This window comes from Chryseobacterium sp. AG363, assembly GCF_003610675.1.
Taxonomy (GTDB): Bacteria; Bacteroidota; Bacteroidia; order Flavobacteriales; family Weeksellaceae; genus Chryseobacterium; species Chryseobacterium cucumeris.
In genome coordinates this window covers 586,266-605,288 of record NZ_RAQF01000003.1, presented here as the reverse complement: position 1 = coordinate 605,288, position 19,023 = coordinate 586,266, and the positions used below count along the sequence as shown (strand labels likewise).

At 36.1% G+C, this 19,023-nt stretch carries 14 protein-coding genes, 4 tRNA genes and 1 riboswitch; of the genes, 11 read left to right on the top strand and 7 right to left on the bottom strand.

Going from position 1 to position 19,023, the window contains the following annotated elements:
* Positions 1-104 precede the first annotated feature (104 nt).
* Positions 105-674 carry a GNAT family N-acetyltransferase gene (locus tag DEU39_RS15640; RefSeq protein ID WP_120232569.1) on the top strand — a complete coding sequence of 190 codons (570 nt, stop codon included), beginning with the start codon at positions 105-107 and terminating at the stop codon, positions 672-674.
* 65 nt (positions 675-739) lie between these two features.
* Here the strand turns inward: DEU39_RS15640 and DEU39_RS15635 are convergent, their stop codons facing one another.
* The 3 genes from DEU39_RS15635 to DEU39_RS15625 all read right to left on the bottom strand — a co-directional run bounded on the left by DEU39_RS15635 (position 740) and on the right by DEU39_RS15625 (position 4,305).
* Entirely contained in the window at positions 740-1,195 is a 456-nt protein-coding gene (locus tag DEU39_RS15635) for a hypothetical protein (protein ID WP_120232568.1), read from the bottom strand.
* Positions 1,195-1,575, bottom strand: coding sequence for a RidA family protein (locus tag DEU39_RS15630; RefSeq protein ID WP_034694591.1), 381 nt, complete (start codon positions 1,573-1,575; stop codon positions 1,195-1,197). Before DEU39_RS15630 ends, DEU39_RS15635 begins: the two co-directional genes overlap by 1 nt.
* A 144-nt stretch (positions 1,576-1,719) precedes the next feature.
* Entirely contained in the window at positions 1,720-4,305 is a 2,586-nt protein-coding gene (locus tag DEU39_RS15625; protein WP_062673519.1) for a putative LPS assembly protein LptD, read from the bottom strand.
* A gap of 53 nt (positions 4,306-4,358) precedes the next feature.
* Here DEU39_RS15625 and DEU39_RS15620 point away from each other — a divergent pair, with 53 nt between their 5' ends.
* The 10 genes from DEU39_RS15620 to DEU39_RS15570 all read left to right on the top strand — a co-directional run bounded on the left by DEU39_RS15620 (position 4,359) and on the right by DEU39_RS15570 (position 11,813).
* A complete protein-coding gene (locus tag DEU39_RS15620; protein ID WP_183037428.1) occupies positions 4,359-5,645 on the top strand; it encodes an N-acetylmuramoyl-L-alanine amidase in 1,287 nt (428 codons plus the stop codon).
* 60 nt (positions 5,646-5,705) lie between these two features.
* A tRNA-Glu gene (locus tag DEU39_RS15615) sits at positions 5,706-5,780 on the top strand.
* 436 nt (positions 5,781-6,216) lie between these two features.
* Positions 6,217-8,268: a DNA/RNA non-specific endonuclease gene (locus DEU39_RS15610; RefSeq protein WP_120232567.1), complete on the top strand. Its 2,052-nt coding sequence runs from the start codon at positions 6,217-6,219 to the stop codon at positions 8,266-8,268.
* A 447-nt stretch (positions 8,269-8,715) separates the two neighbouring features.
* Positions 8,716-9,036: a hypothetical protein gene (locus DEU39_RS15600; protein WP_034694584.1), complete on the top strand. Its 321-nt coding sequence runs from the start codon at positions 8,716-8,718 to the stop codon at positions 9,034-9,036.
* A gap of 66 nt (positions 9,037-9,102) precedes the next feature.
* Complete coding sequence (gene rpsT / locus DEU39_RS15595; RefSeq protein WP_002983073.1) at positions 9,103-9,357, top strand: 30S ribosomal protein S20; 255 nt, start codon at positions 9,103-9,105, stop codon at positions 9,355-9,357.
* A 10-nt stretch (positions 9,358-9,367) separates the two neighbouring features.
* Positions 9,368-9,439: transfer RNA gene (locus tag DEU39_RS15590), tRNA-Glu, on the top strand.
* 82 nt (positions 9,440-9,521) lie between these two features.
* Positions 9,522-9,593 (top strand) — tRNA-Glu (locus DEU39_RS15585).
* 64 nt (positions 9,594-9,657) lie between these two features.
* A tRNA-Glu gene (locus DEU39_RS15580) sits at positions 9,658-9,729 on the top strand.
* Positions 9,730-10,026: 297 nt separating this feature from the next.
* Entirely contained in the window at positions 10,027-10,800 is a 774-nt protein-coding gene (locus tag DEU39_RS15575) for a T9SS type A sorting domain-containing protein (RefSeq protein WP_120232566.1), read from the top strand.
* 224 nt (positions 10,801-11,024) lie between these two features.
* The gene (locus tag DEU39_RS15570) at positions 11,025-11,813 is read left to right on the top strand and encodes a T9SS type A sorting domain-containing protein (protein ID WP_082798770.1); all 789 of its coding nucleotides are present in this window, start codon (positions 11,025-11,027) and stop codon (positions 11,811-11,813) included.
* A gap of 165 nt (positions 11,814-11,978) precedes the next feature.
* Here DEU39_RS15570 and DEU39_RS15565 read toward each other — a convergent pair whose 3' ends face one another.
* The 4 genes from DEU39_RS15565 to DEU39_RS15550 are packed head-to-tail and all read right to left on the bottom strand — an operon-like array spanning position 11,979 to position 18,637.
* On the bottom strand, positions 11,979-14,237 hold the full coding sequence (locus DEU39_RS15565; protein ID WP_120232565.1) for a DUF5074 domain-containing protein: 2,259 nt from the start codon (positions 14,235-14,237) through the stop codon (positions 11,979-11,981).
* Positions 14,238-14,265: 28 nt separating this feature from the next.
* Complete coding sequence (locus DEU39_RS15560) at positions 14,266-15,459, bottom strand: cell surface protein (RefSeq protein WP_120232564.1); 1,194 nt, start codon at positions 15,457-15,459, stop codon at positions 14,266-14,268.
* A 14-nt stretch (positions 15,460-15,473) separates the two neighbouring features.
* The gene (locus tag DEU39_RS15555) at positions 15,474-16,607 is read right to left on the bottom strand and encodes a YncE family protein (RefSeq protein WP_120232563.1); all 1,134 of its coding nucleotides are present in this window, start codon (positions 16,605-16,607) and stop codon (positions 15,474-15,476) included.
* The gene (locus tag DEU39_RS15550) at positions 16,604-18,637 is read right to left on the bottom strand and encodes a TonB-dependent receptor plug domain-containing protein (RefSeq protein ID WP_120232562.1); all 2,034 of its coding nucleotides are present in this window, start codon (positions 18,635-18,637) and stop codon (positions 16,604-16,606) included. Before DEU39_RS15550 ends, DEU39_RS15555 begins: the two co-directional genes overlap by 4 nt.
* 109 nt (positions 18,638-18,746) lie before the next feature.
* A riboswitch (cobalamin riboswitch) is annotated at positions 18,747-18,932 on the bottom strand.
* Between the last annotated feature and the right edge of the window lie 91 nt (positions 18,933-19,023).

Sequence of the window (19,023 nt, the reverse complement as noted above, 5' to 3'; positions counted from 1 at the left end):
GAAAAAAATAAGTTAACTAAGCTCAATGCAGAAACTAACACAAACCATATAAAACTCTGATTAACACACTTCTATTTTTTATATATTTGAAAAAACAAAAATGCATGAAAAAAGCTACCTATGAGGATAGAGAAAAAGTCGTTACTATTTTATGCCAGGCTTTCATAAATGTTCTTATTCCTAATTCTATCAATTTTGTCATAAAGAATTCTGGCAACAGATATAAGAGATTGAAAGCATTAATGGAATTTCAATTTGATCTATCAATACTAAATGGAAGTATATTTCTCAGCGACGATCACAAAGCGTGCATTTTATACTTAGACAAATTCCCGATCAGTTTAAAAAAAATCTGGCTTGAAATAAAATTGCTGTTCAATTGTATTGGAATTGAAAATATCTTTAAAGTTTTACAACGAGAAAAACTCTTAGCAAAATTTCATCCGGAAGAAAAATTTGTTCATTTATGGTTAATGGCTGTAGTTCCTGGTGAACAGGGAAAAGGAATTGGAACAAAACTTTTAAAAGAATCTATGAGTAAATATGAGAACGAACTCATATATGTTGAAACAACAACATTAGAAAACAGAACCTTCTATCAACAAAATGGATTTACCATTTTCCATGAAACCTTTGAGCTGGATTATCCCCTTTATTTTTTGAAATATGTTTAATATGGAAATCTACTAACTCTTTTCAACAAAAAACGCTGCAGAATCTGCAGCGTTTTTTTTATTATTTATTTAGACTTATTCATTTTGTCAGCGATACTTTTCTTTTTATTTCTTTCATAGATCACTTCTACAATCTTACCTCCAATCCAGGAAAACGGAAAGAACGTAAGAAAAATGGAGATCTTATAAAACGTAGGATGATAGGGAAAAATAATAACATCCAACATGGCAATAAAAAGCATAATAAAGCCAATCAGAATAGCATAGGCTACTTTAGCATATTTAACAATGATAGCGGTTGCCACTCCTCCGACGGTAGTCCCTAATCCGGAAATAAACAAAAGGAAGCCGAAAAACGCCTTATCATCTTTCATGCTGAAAAGAAACCTTTGCCAATGCTCAAACGGAGCAAAAGCCTCAAAAGTTACCCATTGCGGAAAAGCCCTTATACCAAGAGTAATAATAAGTCCTGTAATACCAAGACCTATCAGAACCGCAATTGTATTTCTTATAAAGTTCATTAATCCTGATGTGCAATCATAGAAATTTCGATATCCACATTTTTAGGCAAACATGAAACCTGTACTGTTTCACGAGCTGGATAGCTTTCTGAATCTAAGTAAGATGCATAGATATCATTCATTACAGCAAAATCATCCATACTCTTAAGGAAGATGGTAGCTTTTACAACATTTTTGAAAGTCATGCCGGCTTCAGTAAGAATCGCTTCAAGGTTTTTCATTACCTGGTGCGTTTCCTTTTCAATACCTTCTACCAATTTACCAGTTGCAGGATCTACAGGAATCTGTCCGGAGATATACAAAACTCCGTTGGCCATATTAGCTTGTGAATAAGGTCCGATAGCTGCAGGTGCATTAACTGTGTTGATTATTTGTTTCATAACGGATATTTATTTTTTTCTATGGTTATATGCAATCACTATCTGCAATATTCGTTGGTATTTGAATTCTGCCAACAGTGATTTTCATTAGAATTTATTTTGCTTGCAAATATAAAATTTATATTGTCAAATGCCAATCTGATATTAGAAAGGTGCATTAGGCTGGGTAAAGCTTCTGTCTTTGTACTTCAATGCATCACTTAAAATATTGGCTTTGATACCGATAAAGAAGTCATACACTTTATACTGACCAAACGGAACCCAGTTGAAATTGATGGTAAAACTTCGCTGATCTCTTGAAAAACCAATTCTTGTATATGCCAATTCTTTAGTCACCATGTCATAATGCGTACTTCCGTTGATATTCCAGTAAGGAGTTAGCTTGATACTTCCATCCAAACCTAGGGATGCAATTTTATTACCAAACCTGCTCAAGCCTTTAGAGTACGCATAATTGGCACTGATATTTAAAGTCCATGCCTGATCAAAATGAGCATAATGATCATCATCAAAATAGTAATTTTCATTTCGGACTTCTCCCTTCGAGGAATACTTTTTAGCATAATCTGTTTTTTCTCCAAAGATCTCGCTGCTTAAAGGATAAGATAACTGAACGTTGAACCCCTGTACACTGAAGTGTCCGAACTGCTCAGTTCTGATTCCTGTATCCTGTCCTGGTAAGAACTCAATTTTATAAGGTTCCAGTGCAAGGCTGGTATTTACTGTCAGTTTATTATTGAAAAATGAAGATTGTCCGTTGATTGAAAATACAGACCAGGGATGATCTTTAGCGGCAAAGTTGTAGCTTCCTGCAAGATTTAAAGATTCAAAAATTTTGATTTTCTTTACCCCTGTAGAATCACTCTTAGACTTTACTTTCATCTCAATATTGTTACCAATATTGAAACCTAAAGCTCCCTGCATTCCACTTGACGGGCTTCCGATAATTCCTTTTTCAAAAATAGAATATGGCGTCAACGCTCCGTTTGCATTATAATAGTTTCTGTAATATCCGAAGTTAGGACTTGAAAAGTCTGGTGAATAAGTAAAGCTCAAACTTGGAGTCATCATATGTCTCACCGCTTCTACCGTAGATCCTTTTTTGAATTTCATCATTCCGAAAAGTGTGGTCTGAAGACTGGCAGAAGTAGAGAAAGTAGAGTATCCTGTAAAGTTTTTATTGATTTCGTCAACCGTTACATTTTTTACCGGATCATAATATCTGTTCAACGTTTTTGTTGTTAAAGCATTGTCGATATTGGCACTTAAACTGAAAGTGAAATATTTTGCCAATGTTGTATTGGTTGCTAATGCGATATTGTTTTTAAGTCCTGTCTGCATTTTATCCCACATTTCTTTTTTAAACAACTCATTCTCCTGAGTGTTTACGAAATTGGTAAGGTTGAAGCCGGTATTTACCGTAATATTTTCAAGAAGCCCTTGTCTGATTCCTGTTTTTGATTTAAATAAATAGAACTGATTGATGGCCACGTTCATCTGTGGAAGACGAAGATCTGCCAATCCTGTGGCAAAGTTCTGGGAATAGGAAGCCGTTCCTGTAATCGTCATCGGCAGTTTCAGGAATCTTTTGGTAAGGGTTACCGTAGAGTTCTGCTGGGTATTCAATACATTTTGGTTGAAAATGTAATTGTTATTCAACGGGTTATTATAGAACTTGGTACTTACAATATCTACAGAAGCACTGAATGTAAGGAAAGGATTGGCTTTAGAATCCTGCGAGTGTGTCCAGTTGATTCTGTAGGTACTGTTTTTAGTATAATCATCCAAACCTTTAATTCCTCTTACCATGGTACCAATATCTGCAGTAAAGTTTCCTGAGTAACGGTATTTTTTCTGGTAATTCACCTGAGGACGTAAGTTCCAGCTTCCTTTTGTATAAATATCTGCTAAAACTTTAAGGTCGAAGTGCTCTCCAATGGGTTGGTAATATCCTATCCCGTTCAGGAAGAAACCTACATCTTCCCTTTCCCCGAAACTCGGGATCAGAATACCTGCAGCTCTTTTATCTGAAAACGGTAAAATAGCAAATGGAAGGTAAAGTGGTGTAGGCACCTGCTCAATAAACATCTGAATAGGACCCGTAACGATCTGGGATTTTGTTTTGGTTTTAATCAGCTTAATATTATAAGCTCTCATAAAATAATCCGCTGCCGTATCTTTTTTCTTGATAAAATAATCATCCGTTGTATAATCTGCTTTTCTCATTGCAAATACGGAATCATTATATTTTTTAGTCTTCTGAGCTATAATTACGCCTTCACTTTCTTCTGTTCTTGCATTGAAGGCAATGGCCTGTTTTGTTTTTGTATTATAGCTAAATTCGTTGGTTTCGTATTTTTTCCCGGCCTGCGTCGTAATTACAGGTTCTACAATTTTCCCTAAAGAATCCTGTTTTCCTCGCGCATAGATCAGATTTTTGTTATCATCAATAGAGATATAATCTGCATCAATCTGCATATCCTGGTATTTTACCTGAGCATTTTTGTTCAGGAATGTCATCTTTTTAGGGACATCTCTTCTCTGATCATCTGCTTTTGTACGAAGAACATCATTTAAAGGTTCTTTTTTTACAACTATGGTATCCTTTTTGGAAATAGTATCATTAACCGCATTTTTAGGCAATTTTTCAGGAGTTTTCTGTGCTAAAAAATTGTTAAAAATTAGGATAATTAAAATTTGTAATATATTTTTGAAGACGGTTTTGGCCAATTTTATACTATATAATTAAGGCCCAAAATTAATATAATTTTTATAACTGTAAGATGCACAAACAAAATTTTAAAATAATTTTATCATTTCTCCTTATCATAACCAGCAACTTTATTTTCTCTCAAAAGAAGTTTACTATCGTTCTGGATGCGGGACACGGAGGAAGTGATCATGGAGCCAACAGGACCTATTCCGACATTGGAAGAGTCGCAGAAAAAGACATTACACTTGCCATTACCTTAAAAGTAGGTGCCATGTTAGAGAAAAACAGAGATTTCAAAGTAATATATACCCGTAAAATTGACGAATACCCTTCTCTGTCTGACAGAACCAATCTGGCTAACAGGAGCAAAGCAGATCTTTTTGTATCCATTCACTGTAATTCTTCCCAAAGACCTACCGCCTACGGTACCGAAACTTATGTACAGGGACCTAACCAGAATAACGAAAATCTTGAAGTAGCCAAAAGAGAAAATGACGTGATCTTCCTGGATGAAAAAGATAAGCAGATCTTTGGTTCCTATAATCCGGACTCACCGGAGTCATTAATTGCTCTGAAACTTCAGCAAAGTAAATATCTCGAATCAAGTCTTCTTTTGGGAGGATTGGTAGAAGATAATTTTGTGAATAAAGATAAAAGATCATCAAGAGGTGTATTTCAGAAAAACCTTCACGTTCTCCGTATGAATGCCATGCCATCTGTACTGATAGAAACAGGGTTCATCAATCACCCTGAGGAAAGCCACTACATCGCCTCAGACAAAGGACAGACTGAAATTGCAGAAAGTATCTACAATGCTATTATTGATTATAAAAAGGCGATTGACAGAAAATCCGGCGGTTCTATTGCAACAAGAAAGCCAGAGCCAGAAAAACCTGCAGAGGTTCCTTTGAAAAATGATTTCAGAATTCTATTAATGAGTTCTCCTACGAAATACAATGAAAATGATCCTGCCCTGAAAGGCCTGAACTATATTCTTACGCTTAAAGAAAACGGGCAGTACAAATATTACTATGCTGTAACCAATATGGCTTCGGTAAAAGATATTAATCTTAAAACAGCGAAAGATGCAGGTTTCAGAAATGCATTTGCTGTAGGATTTATGCCGAATCAGAGAATCAGCATGGGATATTATACGATTGAAGTATATGCAGGTGATAAACTGAATGGTAATTCTTATATTCTTCAGAATTTAAAAGATGTGGAACGAAATAAGGACAATGGTGTATTTTACTACACCTACGGAAAAGTATACACATTGGAAGATGCTGTAAAACTTCAAAAGGAACTTGAAGCTAAAGGTATCAAAAACACCGTGATACAAAAGGTCTACAAATAAATCAAAAAAAATAATTTTGAAGTTTAAAAGTTAATTCCTACTTTTGCAACCTCAAAATTCGGCCTATTCGTCTAGTGGTCAGGACTCAAGATTTTCATTCTTGCAACAGGGGTTCGATTCCCCTATAGGCTACCAAACTACATCACTCAATCCCTGATCAATGCAATGTTCAGGGATTTTTTTATTCCAAAATTCAACGGAATCTCCACAAGTTTTAAAAGGACTCTTGTACACACTTCGTACGGGGCGAATTCCATAATCTTTCTTCATCCCTTTTAAAGATTCTTTAGGGCAATAGTTTCATTTTTTTCCAATATCCACAAAGTCAAACTTTGATGGCCCAATATTACATTTCTCATTTCAAGAACCATTTTGAGCAAATAAAACTCAATCTCAAAATCACGAAAAAGGGTAATTGAAATGATTCTGATTATAACTGAAATTTGTACTCATGCATAATCTAAGTATTGTACAAACTGAACACCGTTGTAAAAAATTGAGCATCAAATTAAAGTATAGGAGTAGAGAATTGACATTCATATATACAGTCGTAAAAACTAATTAAAAACATATGAAACTATCCAATCTAAAATTCATAGCAGAGACTGAAAAAAGATTTTCAAAATTGAGTCTTCCTCATGCTAAAGCAGCAATTGAATCACCAACATGGTTAAGTGAGAAAGTTATTATTAACGAAAGATTAGATCATCTTGTTTCAAATCGCTTTGAACCTTTCAATCTTGCAAGGGAAAGAATCTTGAAGAAAAATGATTTAATGAGTATAAATTATTTACAATTGGGTTTTTTAGCATCAAATCCTGTATGCAGAATTCACATAAAGAATATAAGTGGTGATAACATAGGTTTTGGAACTGGTTTTTTAATATCTCCCAATCTCTTGCTCACAAACAATCATGTATTTGCCAACGAGCACGATGCCCAAAATAGTCTGGCTGAATTCAATTTTCAATACGACCAGTTTGGCGAACCTACAGTAAGCCAGATATTCACTTTTAATGTGAGTAAATTCTTTTATACAAATGAAAGATTAGACTTTACAATTGTCTATGTAAATCCCGATTCTAAAAGCAAGATTAAACCGCTCTATCATTTTGGATTTTTAAAGCTTAGTGAAGACCCGAATAAAGCACTCGTTTCAGAATACGTGTCAATTATACAACATCCTTCAGGACAATATAAACAGATTGCTATTAGGGAAAACCAGTTAATTGCTAAAACAGAAGACTTTATAACCTATTTTACAGACACGGCACCGGGCTCTTCCGGCGCACCTGTTTATAATGATCAGTGGCAGGTTGTTGCACTGCATCATAGCGGAGTCCCCCGAAAGGACGAGCAAGGTAATTATTTATGTAAGGACGGAACCGTATTTCAAGAAAACATGGATGAGAATCTTATAGACTGGATTGCCAATGAAGGCGTCAGAATTAGTTCCATTCTGCAAAATGTTAAAAACAACATAAACAGTATACGGGCAAAATTCCCCAATAATCTGGTTGAAGAAATATTCAATAATTCAAATTCAAATTCTGATGTACAGATCTTAACAGAACAAAATCTCCATCAACCTCTATCTGACAATAAAAAATTAAATGAAATGAGCAACAAAATTACACTTAACGTACCAGTTGAAATTACAATAGGTATAGGTCTTGCAGACAACTTGGCTTTACAAAATACAACAGACAGTATTCCCACTAACCAGGATGCTAAGGAGCAATCTTTCTTTATAGAAAAAGCAACAAACCCAAATTACAAGGGCAGAAACGGATATGACGCAAACTTTGTAAGCTCAGATAATTTCAAAATTGACATCGAGGACTTATTAAAATCTCAAAGTAAAAATTTAGCACCATTATTAAACCCTACAGAGACCAATACAAGTCTTCTGCATTATTTTAATTTTTCGATAGCCATCCATAAGAGCCGAAAGCTATGTATGATGACAGCAGTCAATATCGATGGGAATAGACTTGATCCTATAAAAAGAGAAAATACAAAATGGATAATTGATCCAAGAATGGACGAGAAATATCAAACAGGTCCAGCCGTGTATGCAGATAATGATCTGGATCGCGGACATATGGTTAGGAGATTGGATCCTGTTTGGGGGCCAAATGCAGCTGCTGCAAATGATGATACTTTTCATTTTTCAAATTCTACTCCGCAACATAAAGACCTGAACCAAAAGACCTGGTTAAGTCTTGAAAACTATATATTGGATAGTGCTGGACGGGAAGATATTAAAGTTTCTGTTTTTACAGGTCCTGTATTTAGTGAAGATGACATTCCATACAGAGGTGTTTTGCTGCCATTACAATTTTGGAAAGTGGCCGTGATGATAAAAGCAGATGGAACACCTTCCGTAAGTGGTTATATGTTAAAACAACCAGATAACATTGAAGATTTTAGGAATAAAGAAGGAATCAGAGAAGATGGTTTTGGGCAATTTAAGACTTATCAGGTTCCATTACAAAAAATTGCAGATCTTACGGGTATTGCTTTTAATGATTACAATGAATTTGATCCTTTAAACAGAGTTGATCTGCGCGAGACTCTACAAATTATTGAAATTACAGGGAAAGATGATATAAAATTATAAATTCCCTTTAATGGCTTAAAAAAGCTACTTTTAATGTGAAAATTTTGAACATCAAACTTTTTTGGAGAACAATAAAGAAGGACAATTAATTGCCCTTCTTTATTATTTAAAATAAATTTCAGGGTATTGATTTTCAACACCAAGCCTTCGTTCAGAAATATTTATAATCATTAATAGCGATGAAAAACTTTTCAAATTTTGATACTTATATTCATGAAGGAACACCAAAATTTCAGAACACTGAAAGTCTGATAATTACTGTCATTATCCTGAAAAGACCGGGACTTTTATTTGAAAAAAGCATTCCATTTATGTTATATGTCACAAAAGCATTATATTTGCAAAAAATTTATCCATAGTTGGTTCTACCAATATGGTAACACTGATGAAAAATATTATTGATAAATCATTGTTTGTAGTTTTCTACAGACTATCAAATTTTATATCATGCCGGATTTAAAAATACAAGAAGCGAAATTGCTTTTTAAGAAAATCCACTCTAACCCAAAAAGTTATGATTTACAAATCAATGAAGGCGGGATTACAGGCAGAGATGATAAAATCAGTTTCAGACTTTACAGGACTGGAGAAAGGGTTGCTTTTGAAGTAACAATTGACGAACTTACTTTCACCAATACCACTGGAGAATGGAATAATGCACTGATCATGCTGGGAAATACGATCAAAAAAATAGAGAAAGAACAAGAAAATTTAAAAATAGAACAAGCAATAAATAAACTGAGAAAGTACCTATCAGAAGAAAATTAAAATTTTTAAAAATAAATTTGGTAGTTTAAAAAAAAGTTTATAGTTTTGCACTCACATTTAAACGATATGGCAAATCATAAATCAGCACTAAAGAGAATCAGACAAAACGAAACTAGAAGACTTCGTAACAGATATTACCACAAGACTGCTAGAACAGCTTTAAAAGCTTTAAGAAATGAAGAGAACAAAGCTGCTGCTACAGAACAATTGCCAAAAGTTATCGCTTTATTGGATAAATTAGCTAAGAAAAACATTATCCACAAAAACAAAGCAGCTAACTTGAAAAGCAAATTAACAAAGCACGTTAATAAATTAGCGTAACAATATAGCTGGCCCGTTCGTCTATCGGTTAGGACCTCAGATTTTCATTCTGGTAAGAGGGGTTCGATTCCCCTACGGGCTACTTACATCTTATAAGACCACTGTAACAACGGTGGTTTTATAAAGATCACTGTAGAAAAAGCTATATTTAAATAAATCTAACCGGCCCGTTCGTCTATCGGTTAGGACCTCAGATTTTCATTCTGGTAAGAGGGGTTCGATTCCCCTACGGGCTACAATAAGAGTTGATACTTATAAAAACAAAAAGCTAACACATTACTTCGGTAATGGAAGATAGAGGGCCCGTTCGTCTATCGGTTAGGACCTCAGATTTTCATTCTGGTAAGAGGGGTTCGATTCCCCTACGGGCTACAAAAGGACTTTTTCGAAAGTCCTTTTTTCGTTTCTATATACATTACTATTTCAGCAAATTCTTCCCAAAAGAATCAACAGGTTTAAGCTTTCTATAGTTATTACAGCTACTCTATCGAGCGAAAACGTTTTTTTCAGTCAACATATCTCACCGACAAAACTTCTTATGTCATTCATCACAGCCAGTGAAGTATATTAAATTTTATTAAAAATATCACCAATAATGGAAATATTATTTCATACTTCTTTCATTAATCCTTAAATTTGAATAAAACTATTCATTCTAAAATATATAACATGAAATTCAATTTATTTTCGGGAAGTTCTTCTTCTTTAAAAGCCGGATTGATGGCTTTATTTTTATTTTCTGCCAGCGCCATGTCATTGGCACAAAACAGAATTTATGCCCATGCACAAAGCTCAGGGGTATTCGGTGTAGCCTGCCTTGGATGTCGTATAGATAATCCGCTTAATGCAGTAGGAGACAATGAAGACGACTATTCAACAATGGTATTGGGCACAGTACTATTGGGAGGAATCCAGCAAACGTTGATTTTCCCAGATCTGAGATCAGATACTAGGCTGGTAGTAGGAATCGGAACAGATAATATCCCATTATCAGTACAGTTATTAAGCGGAGTAACGCTTGAAACCATGAATGGAGGCACTTCTAATGACGACCGAAGAACAATTGATGTAAGTCTTCTTAAACTGGGTGCAACTCCTAACAGAGGTACGGTAGAATTCAAACCTACAAAACCTTATGATGGGATAAGAATCGGATTAACAGGTGGCGTTCTCAGCCTTGGTGGTGGCTTCAGAATCTATTACGCTTACCAGGATCCCTTAATGAACATTATGGCTCATAGTCGAAACGGCCAGATTATTCTTGGCGGGAATGTTCCTCTAGACGGTTCAGAAATTACTTTGTTCAACACTTCGGGAAAAGAAGTATTCCGTTCCACATTGAGATCAAATACATTTGAGTCAAAACAACCGGAGGGTGTTTATATTATGAATATACAAACCAAAGAAGGGAAAACGTATTCCAGAAAAATTTTAATCAAATAATATTCAATAAGCGATACAAGAAATACGGTAGACTTTTAAAGCTGCCGTATTTTTTTAATTCATTCTCAGACAAATACAACCTGTAATTAGTAAATAAAATTAAATCCATAATTACAAATATCAATAAATTATTAACAAATCACATAATTATGAAATAAAATAATCAACATAATCATTTTATTTATAAATTTACAAAAAAGCTAAAACCCAAAATTTTTCTACATATGAAAACTTATTTATTATTTGGCCAACGCACAATGAAAGCTGCAATCCTGGCATCATTCCTATTTTTAACAAGCGCAATGTCTTCTGCACAAATTGTAAAAACTTATGCAAGCAGCCAAACCAATCAGGTTCTTGGAGTATGCCTGGGTTGTGGTGTATTAAATCCTCAAAATGCTGTAGGAAGCAACGAGAATGACTACTCTACTTTACAGGTTTCAGTGGGTCTTCTTGCAAGAACAGAACAGACATTGATTTTCCCTACAACCAATATTGCGAACAATACCAATAAACTTGTTCTTGCGATAGGTTCAAATGGAACTCCTCTATCTGCACAGCTATTGGGCGGAGTATCTATTGAAACATTTAATGGAGATGTTTCCAATAATGATTACACAAGTCTTGCTACAAAACTGATCAATCTTGGAGCGGGCGATCCTAGCAAAGGTGAAATTGAGATGACCATGAACATTCCTTTTGACCGTATCAAAATTAATGTTAACTCAGGATTATTGAATATTGGTGGAGAGCTTAGAGTATACTATGCTTACCAATACAAAGATCCTTTCATCAATTTCATGGCTCATAGCAAGGATGGACAGTTTACTCTGGATAAAAATGTTTCTGCTGAAGGTTCAGAGGTTACTCTTACCAATACTTCAGGAAAAGAAGTATTCCGTTCTAAACTGACATCCAATTCTTTTGAAACCAAACAACCACAGGGAGTATATATTATGAAACTTCAGACAAAAGAAGGAAAAACATACTCTAAAAAAGTGATTATCAAATAAAAAAGATACATAAGAGAACGAACCCGGCAAGCTTTCCAAGCTTGCCGGGTTTTTATATCCCATTAATGAACCTATCCCATATAAAATCATACTGAAGGACAAATAAAAACCTCTGATCAACATTGACCAGAGGTTTATTTAACAAGATTACGATCTAAACTCTTATTAGTTTTTAATTAATTTTTGCTGATAAACGGCTTTATCCGTCGTAGCTTTTAAAATATAAATACCTTTTGGAAGTGCGCTTACATTGATCTGTCCGTTGTTCAACTGAGCATTAACAATTCTTCCTGATGCATCATAAATAGAAACATTTTGGATTTTCTCCTGGGTTTTAATAGTAAGAATATCAGTAACCGGATTTGGATAAATACCAAATTCAAGTTTCTTCACCTCAGCGGTTGCCAAAGTGGAAGCTGTACTGTTTACTGTAAGTGTTTTTTCCACAAGCTTACCATTTGAGTTAAAACTGATCACAATGTCAGATGTGCCTGAAACAAGCGGCGTCAAAACCAGCTCATCATTATCATTAATTACAGCAGAAACTGTTGTAGGATTGCTGTTTGATTTGATTGACTTTACTACTGACACAGCCAAATTATCAGCATCAGAAACGATTGCTTTCAGATCAATTGTTGTTGTGTTTCCGGCAGTAACCTGTGAAGGGAAAACACTACTAACAACAGGAACTGAATTGTTGGTAAATACCGTCAATGAAGGGAACCAATAATAGTCATTAAGTGTTTTTGTATTGATAAGCGAACCGGTCATATCATACGTATGAATCCAGTTTTTCTGGTAGTGTGCACCATATCCGCTTTCTGTGGTATTCAGAACCAATTCTCCGGTAACAGGGTTTACACGAAGAGCTGCTCCGTACGGAATTTGTTTAAACTGACCTGTTTGTCCAGGAATGGCAGCAAAATTTTCATTAAATGTTTTCGTTGTTACATCGAATCTTACGATCTGTGTTCCTGAGCTCCAGCTGCTTATTGAATTGATCCAGTATAAAGCATTCTCTTTATTACTTGCTGTGAATCTTCCGGCATTCCATGCGCCCCAGTCTCCGATATACTTTGTAGTTGGGATATTGTAAGCTTGTGTTGCAAAAGTGGTAGGATTGATGCTGATCAGCTTCTGATCCTGAATTCCCCATACGCTTCCGTCTTTAGCCTGAGCAACTGAATAGAAACCTCCGGCAACAGTACTCACAATCGTATCAGTATTAGGATTAATCACTAAAATTCCTACTCCTTGCTTCACAGCAAAAACATATTGTGAAGTACGGATCATATTTCCGATCTGCCCGTTTCCACCTGTACCGGTAATTAGAGAACCTACCTGTAAATTATCAATATTAAAAGTAACAATTCCAGTGGAAGTTCCGATATATCCTTTATGTTCATTTACTCCGACAAATGATCTACCATCACCACCTCCGATATTATTGAAACCGGCAAGTTTCTGCATGGTCTGCGCATTGGCTACGACCAATCTACCTCCAGGAGTATATTGAGTATCTCCTCCATCAGCAGCTTGTTTTGAAACGAAATAGAATTTATCACCATAGATCGTTCCGTATTGTGTAGTTGCACCGAAAGCCTGATTATTGTTTGCATTACTGTAGACACGGTAATTAATCTGACCGTTATTATCAATGAAGTTTACGGAACCGTTGGTGTGTCCGTACCATTCTTCATTTACCATGAAATATCCATTGGTAAAGTTATTGGAAGCAACATACGGAGAAACAGGAGTAATAGTGGAAGAAACCGGAGTTTGATTAAATCCTACGTTGAAATTCCAGACATCCCAGGAACCGTTTTCCAATACACGTGAAGAAGCTCCAACACTGGAATACCCGAAATCAGCATCTGCAGGATTCTTTACCCAATATGACCAATACCCGTTAACCGTCCATCCGGACTGCCAGTGATCATTAGCCGCATCTACAATCGTGTAGCTATCAAAATCATAAGCAGTTGTATTCACAAAACCATTTACCGGATATAAAGGATAAGTGGTATTTCCGCTTTTGATCAGTGCATTAGTTCCCTGACCGTTCAGATCAAATCCAATTCCTCCAACTGCTGATCCAAACTGTGTTCCCTGATACAACAAAGTGTATAATCTATGATCTGCTTTAGCAATAGCTTTCAGCATATCTTCTCCAGTAGCATTCCCGTTCCATTTGAATCCCCAAACCATGGCATCAGGATTCTTACTGTCATTCCACTGTACTACAAAAGCAGCCTGATTGGTTCCTGATCCTACCCAATACTGAATATCAGAAAAACTAATGGTAGTGGTATTAAGCTTGCTGATCCCTGAAATATCATTTCTGGGTACACCCTGAACTTTTATCTGTGCATTCGATACGCATGCGAACAGAAAAAGCATCATAAAAAGATAAAACTTTTTCATTTTTTATTAATTTAAATAGATTGTATTATTATTTGAAATGTAAATCGTAAGCTCCTGCCACTTCTGTAGAAACTTCTCCCAGCCATCCTGCTTCCTGATTAACTCCCGTATATATTTTCATAAAGTCTACTCCCGGAAGTTTCACGTATTTCCCACTTCTGTCTACCGCCCAGGAAATATCGATATTGGAGGCTTCATCATTATTCGGAGCATTGTCTGCATATCCGAACTCATATGATTTTCCTACCCAATAGGATCCGTCCCCGTTCTGATCGTAGAAATTATTTGCCAGTCTTGTTCCAGAAAACCCGTAAGAACTTTCGGTAAACCATAAAGGATAATAGCTTTGCGCATGGAACGTATTTTTTGTTTTAAAGCCCTGATTCCCCAGATTGTCACTCCATTTTATATATTCCACGTCGGTCTGCCAGAATTCAGTTCCGGGTACAGGTGTTTTATTTTCGTTAGGTTTATGATAGGTTATGCTGTAGTCTTTCACTGTAGCATTTTTGAAATATTCACTGCCAGCAATTTCATACCATTCATCATTATCCGGTTTTCCATTTTTATTTCTGTCGTAGGCCACCATAATAATTCCCGGTTCACAAGATCCTGAACGTTGATCCGCAGCATCATTTCCAAAGAATGCATTTCCCAGTACTTTAAAATCACGTCCATTCAGATTAGGAATCGTATGATCAAAACCAAACACTACATATCCGCCATAGCCACCAAGACTGATCATGGTGGAATTACCTCCTACCAACGATTCGTTGGCTTTCTGAAGCATATTCGCGGTAGTATTTCCTGGTAGATATTCCGGAATTTCGTTCATGAACTGCCCTACGGCAGGACGGAACTCCAATACTTTAGAAATATATTTACTGTAAGGTGTTTTTTCTTTGGTAACGATTATTTTAGAATGAAAAACCTGCTCGTTTCCTTTATTGTTAATCTTCAAAGTCAAAGGATAAGCATCTGCAGTAGGACTGATGAATTCAAGTTCTGAATTCTGAGAGATAATAGAGTCATTAATACTCCATGTAACCGATCCTGAAGCATTGGTAGGAATACTCAAAACCTTTAAACGTTCAATGGTATAGGAATCATCAAGTCCATTAAATGTAAATTCATTTTCATCATCATGTTTACAGGCTATCACTCCTACAAGGAAGCAGGATAGAAATCCGATTTTCAAATAAGTAAAGCTATTTCTGTTCATTTTTTAAAGTTTGGTTATTTGTATAAAAAAGCGAAGTGGGCAGGGATATTTCCCCCTTCCGTTTTCCATTTAAAGTGTCCGTTTTTATCAAAGCAATACAAAAATCCCATGGATACATAATTTCTGGCATCTGTCATGTAGATATCTTCTGTGATGGGATTTACGGCAATGCCGTAAGGGGTTTTAATGGCATCTTCATATTCTTTGTCAAAAATTCTGTTGGCAATGATCTGTTCTGTTTTTACATCAATGATTCCAAATGTCTTTTTATAGCTGTGGGTGTTGTAATTGAATTCATTTCCATAGAAATAGAGTTTATCATTTACGATTGTCATTTCACTCACGGAGAGATGAAAATCTTTCTTGACTGTTCCCGTGGCTGCATCTATGAGATAAAGACTGGAAGGAACATTATAATAATCTCCTCTTGAGGTTACATAGAGATCACCGTAATTATCTTTTTTAATGTGATGAAGATTGATGGCAACATTTATTTTTTTGAGTTCGGTAAAAGTATTCAGATCAATTACCGAAACAGTATTGTCATAATCGGGAGCTTTATATCCTCCGGAATTGGCAACAAACAACTGATTACCCACAATTTCCATTTCTTCCGGCTGATATCCTACCACTACCTCACGCTGGATGGAAAGAGAAGCCGTATCAATTTCCACTACTTTCCCCTTCGGTGCTTTCGGGTTAATCGCTACAGGTCCGGCGTAGCTGCTGGCATAAGCTTTTCCGTTTTTGAAAGCAAGGTATCGGCAGTTTTGTAATGGAATAGAGGTAATACGTTTGGCCGTTTTGGCATCAAGAACTTCAATTTTATTGGAAACATTGACAACGATATAGAGCTTGCTTCCATAAACTTTGATATCATTTCCTACATCCCCCAACTCTTTTACGACATTGGGATTGATTTCTGCGTAGATATTCCGGTAATAGGTTCCTTTGGTGTAATCAAAAAAATCAAGGGTACATTTATTACTCCCCATGTTCCCTTCATTGAGCATATAGAAGCCTTTTATTGCTGTATTTTCTGAAGGAAGCCCTTCTACCACTTCCTGACGGACAATAATTTCATCTGTACGGCATGAAGTAAGAAAAGCTAATACAAGAAATAAAAAATAAAAGTTTAGTTTTCTCATAGGGTGAAGTTTAGAATAAGTTTAAAGTTTCTTCCGGGCATCGGATAATTAATGACCACATCATAGTATTGATTGAAAATATTATTCATTTCAAGGCTTACTTTAAACTGATGATTCGCCCAGTTGAATTTTTTCTGAACAGACAGATCATGAGTATACCAGGGCTGTACGTAATTGTATTGAATATTGTCCTGATTCACATCATATCTTTCTCCTACGTACATGGCACTGTAATTGAAACTCCAGTCTTTATAATCTGCCATCAGGCTGAAAGATCCGCTGTGCCATGGTGTATAAGGAATCTGATTGCGGTAGAAAGTATCTTCCTGATCACTCATATCTCTGGCACTTTGGTAAGTGTAGGAAAGCAATGGTCTAAGAGTTACTTTTCCCAGCTGAAATTCAGTCTGTACATTCACATCAGCTCCTATGATTTCAACCATTCCAAGGTTCATCATCAGCCAGCGGAACATGCTTCCGTTAGGTGCAGCTACAATCTTATCCTGTACTTTGTTGTAGTAGCCGTCTACTTTAGCGTAAAAGGTTTTAAAGAGACGGTTGGTATAATTCTTCTGATAGGTAAATCCTAGATCATACTGATTGGTGAATTCCGGTTTCAGGTAGGTATTTCCGATGTTGGTATAATACAGATCATTGAAGGTTGGAAGTCGGAAAATTCTTTTATAGAAAGCTCTTAGAGTAAGTTCCGGAATGATTTCCGGCTGATAGCTCATAAATACGGCAGGTGTCCACTCTCTGGCATCTCCGGGCCTTTTATTTTTTCTTACTTCTTCAAAAGTAAAAGTTCCTAAAAGGCTTCCCAGGATTTTGAATCTGTTCCACTGATAGGTTGTTGCCAATGCTACCAATGTAGTGTAACGGGTAGGATAAGAAAAGTTATCCAGATTAGCATCCAGATTATTGTATTGAAAATCTCCACTCAGGCTGACATCCCAATTGGGAGTAATTGAATAAATATTGGATGAAGAAAGATAAAGTTCCCTTTGGATGTAAGTATTATCGGTATAAATAATAGACTGCGAACGAACCGTATCCATGAAATGAGTATAATCGTAAGCAAATTTTGCTTTCAGCTGCGTTTCAAATTTCGGAAACAGCTTTTTTCTCAGATTGGCCTGTACAAAATAATTCTCATCGGAAAGTCTCGCTCCTCTTCCTCCGAAACGTCCGTTCACAATAGGAGCCGGCATTCCGCGGTTTGAAATATAACCGTAGCCACGGATATTCCAGCTTCCGTTATTTAAAGTTCCGTTTAAAGAAGTTTCAAAACGTTTTGCCTGAATATCTGAATCCTGTCTCTTTGCAATGGTATCATAGGCCTGCTGCCCGTCTGGATATTTTTTCGCATACCGAAATCTGTAAATTCCGTCACTCTGCATAAACTCTCCACTGAAGCTGGCAGAAACCATGTCTGAAATCTTCTGTTCCAATCGGAATGAAGGATTAAAAAGATCAATAGATGCACTTTTTGCTCTTATAACAAGATTGGTTTTCCTATTCCCTTTAAATACAGGAGTTTTAGGCTGTAAATAGATAGATCCTGAAGAGCCGAAGTCCTTTGCTGGCTGGAAGATCTCACTTTTCTGACCATTGTACAATGATATTTCTTCCAGATCGTCCAAAGAATATCTTCCCAAGTCTACCAGTCCGTTTTGGGCATTCCCCAGTTGAATTCCATCATAGAAAACCCCTACATGCTGGCTTCCCATACTTCGGATATTAATGGTTTTCAAACCACCCAATCCTCCATAATCTTTGATCTGAACACCAGAAAAATATCGTAAAGCATCTGCAACGGAATGGCTGTTCAGTCTTTCCAGCTGCTCGCCCTGTAGGGTTTGTGCAGGAAGGATTTCTTTAAAATTCTTTTTGTAAAGATTGATTCCTTTAATGGTCTCTTCCTGAAGACTGTCTTTCTTCCTGGTTTGGGAAGACAAAAGTTGAGATGTGATCACCAGTAGTGTGAAAACAGCTTTATGAATTGCAGAAGTAGTTAGTTTTGCCGCCATTAGCTCATTTAGGGTAATGAAGACGCTAATGGATATAAGAATACAACGACAAAGCACAGCAGTCACTGCACAGAATCATTGATGTCCTAAGCTTTATTCCACGAAAGCGTCAAACGATTATTTTTCTGGCAGGTCTTCTGACTTACTCCATTTTTGAAATCCTTCCCATTAAAAAACAGTGGATATATTCTTCAAAAACTTTGGTGCGGAGCTTACAGCAGCGGGTCTGTCCCGGATTTTCACCGGATTCCCTTTTAAGAGCTTTTTACGGCTCACCAAATTCCGGCAAAGATAAATAATTATTCCTAATCCCCAACTAAAATCATGATTTATAAACAATTAAAGCTCCCGAAGGAGCTTTAACATCATTTATTGGGGGTGTCGCT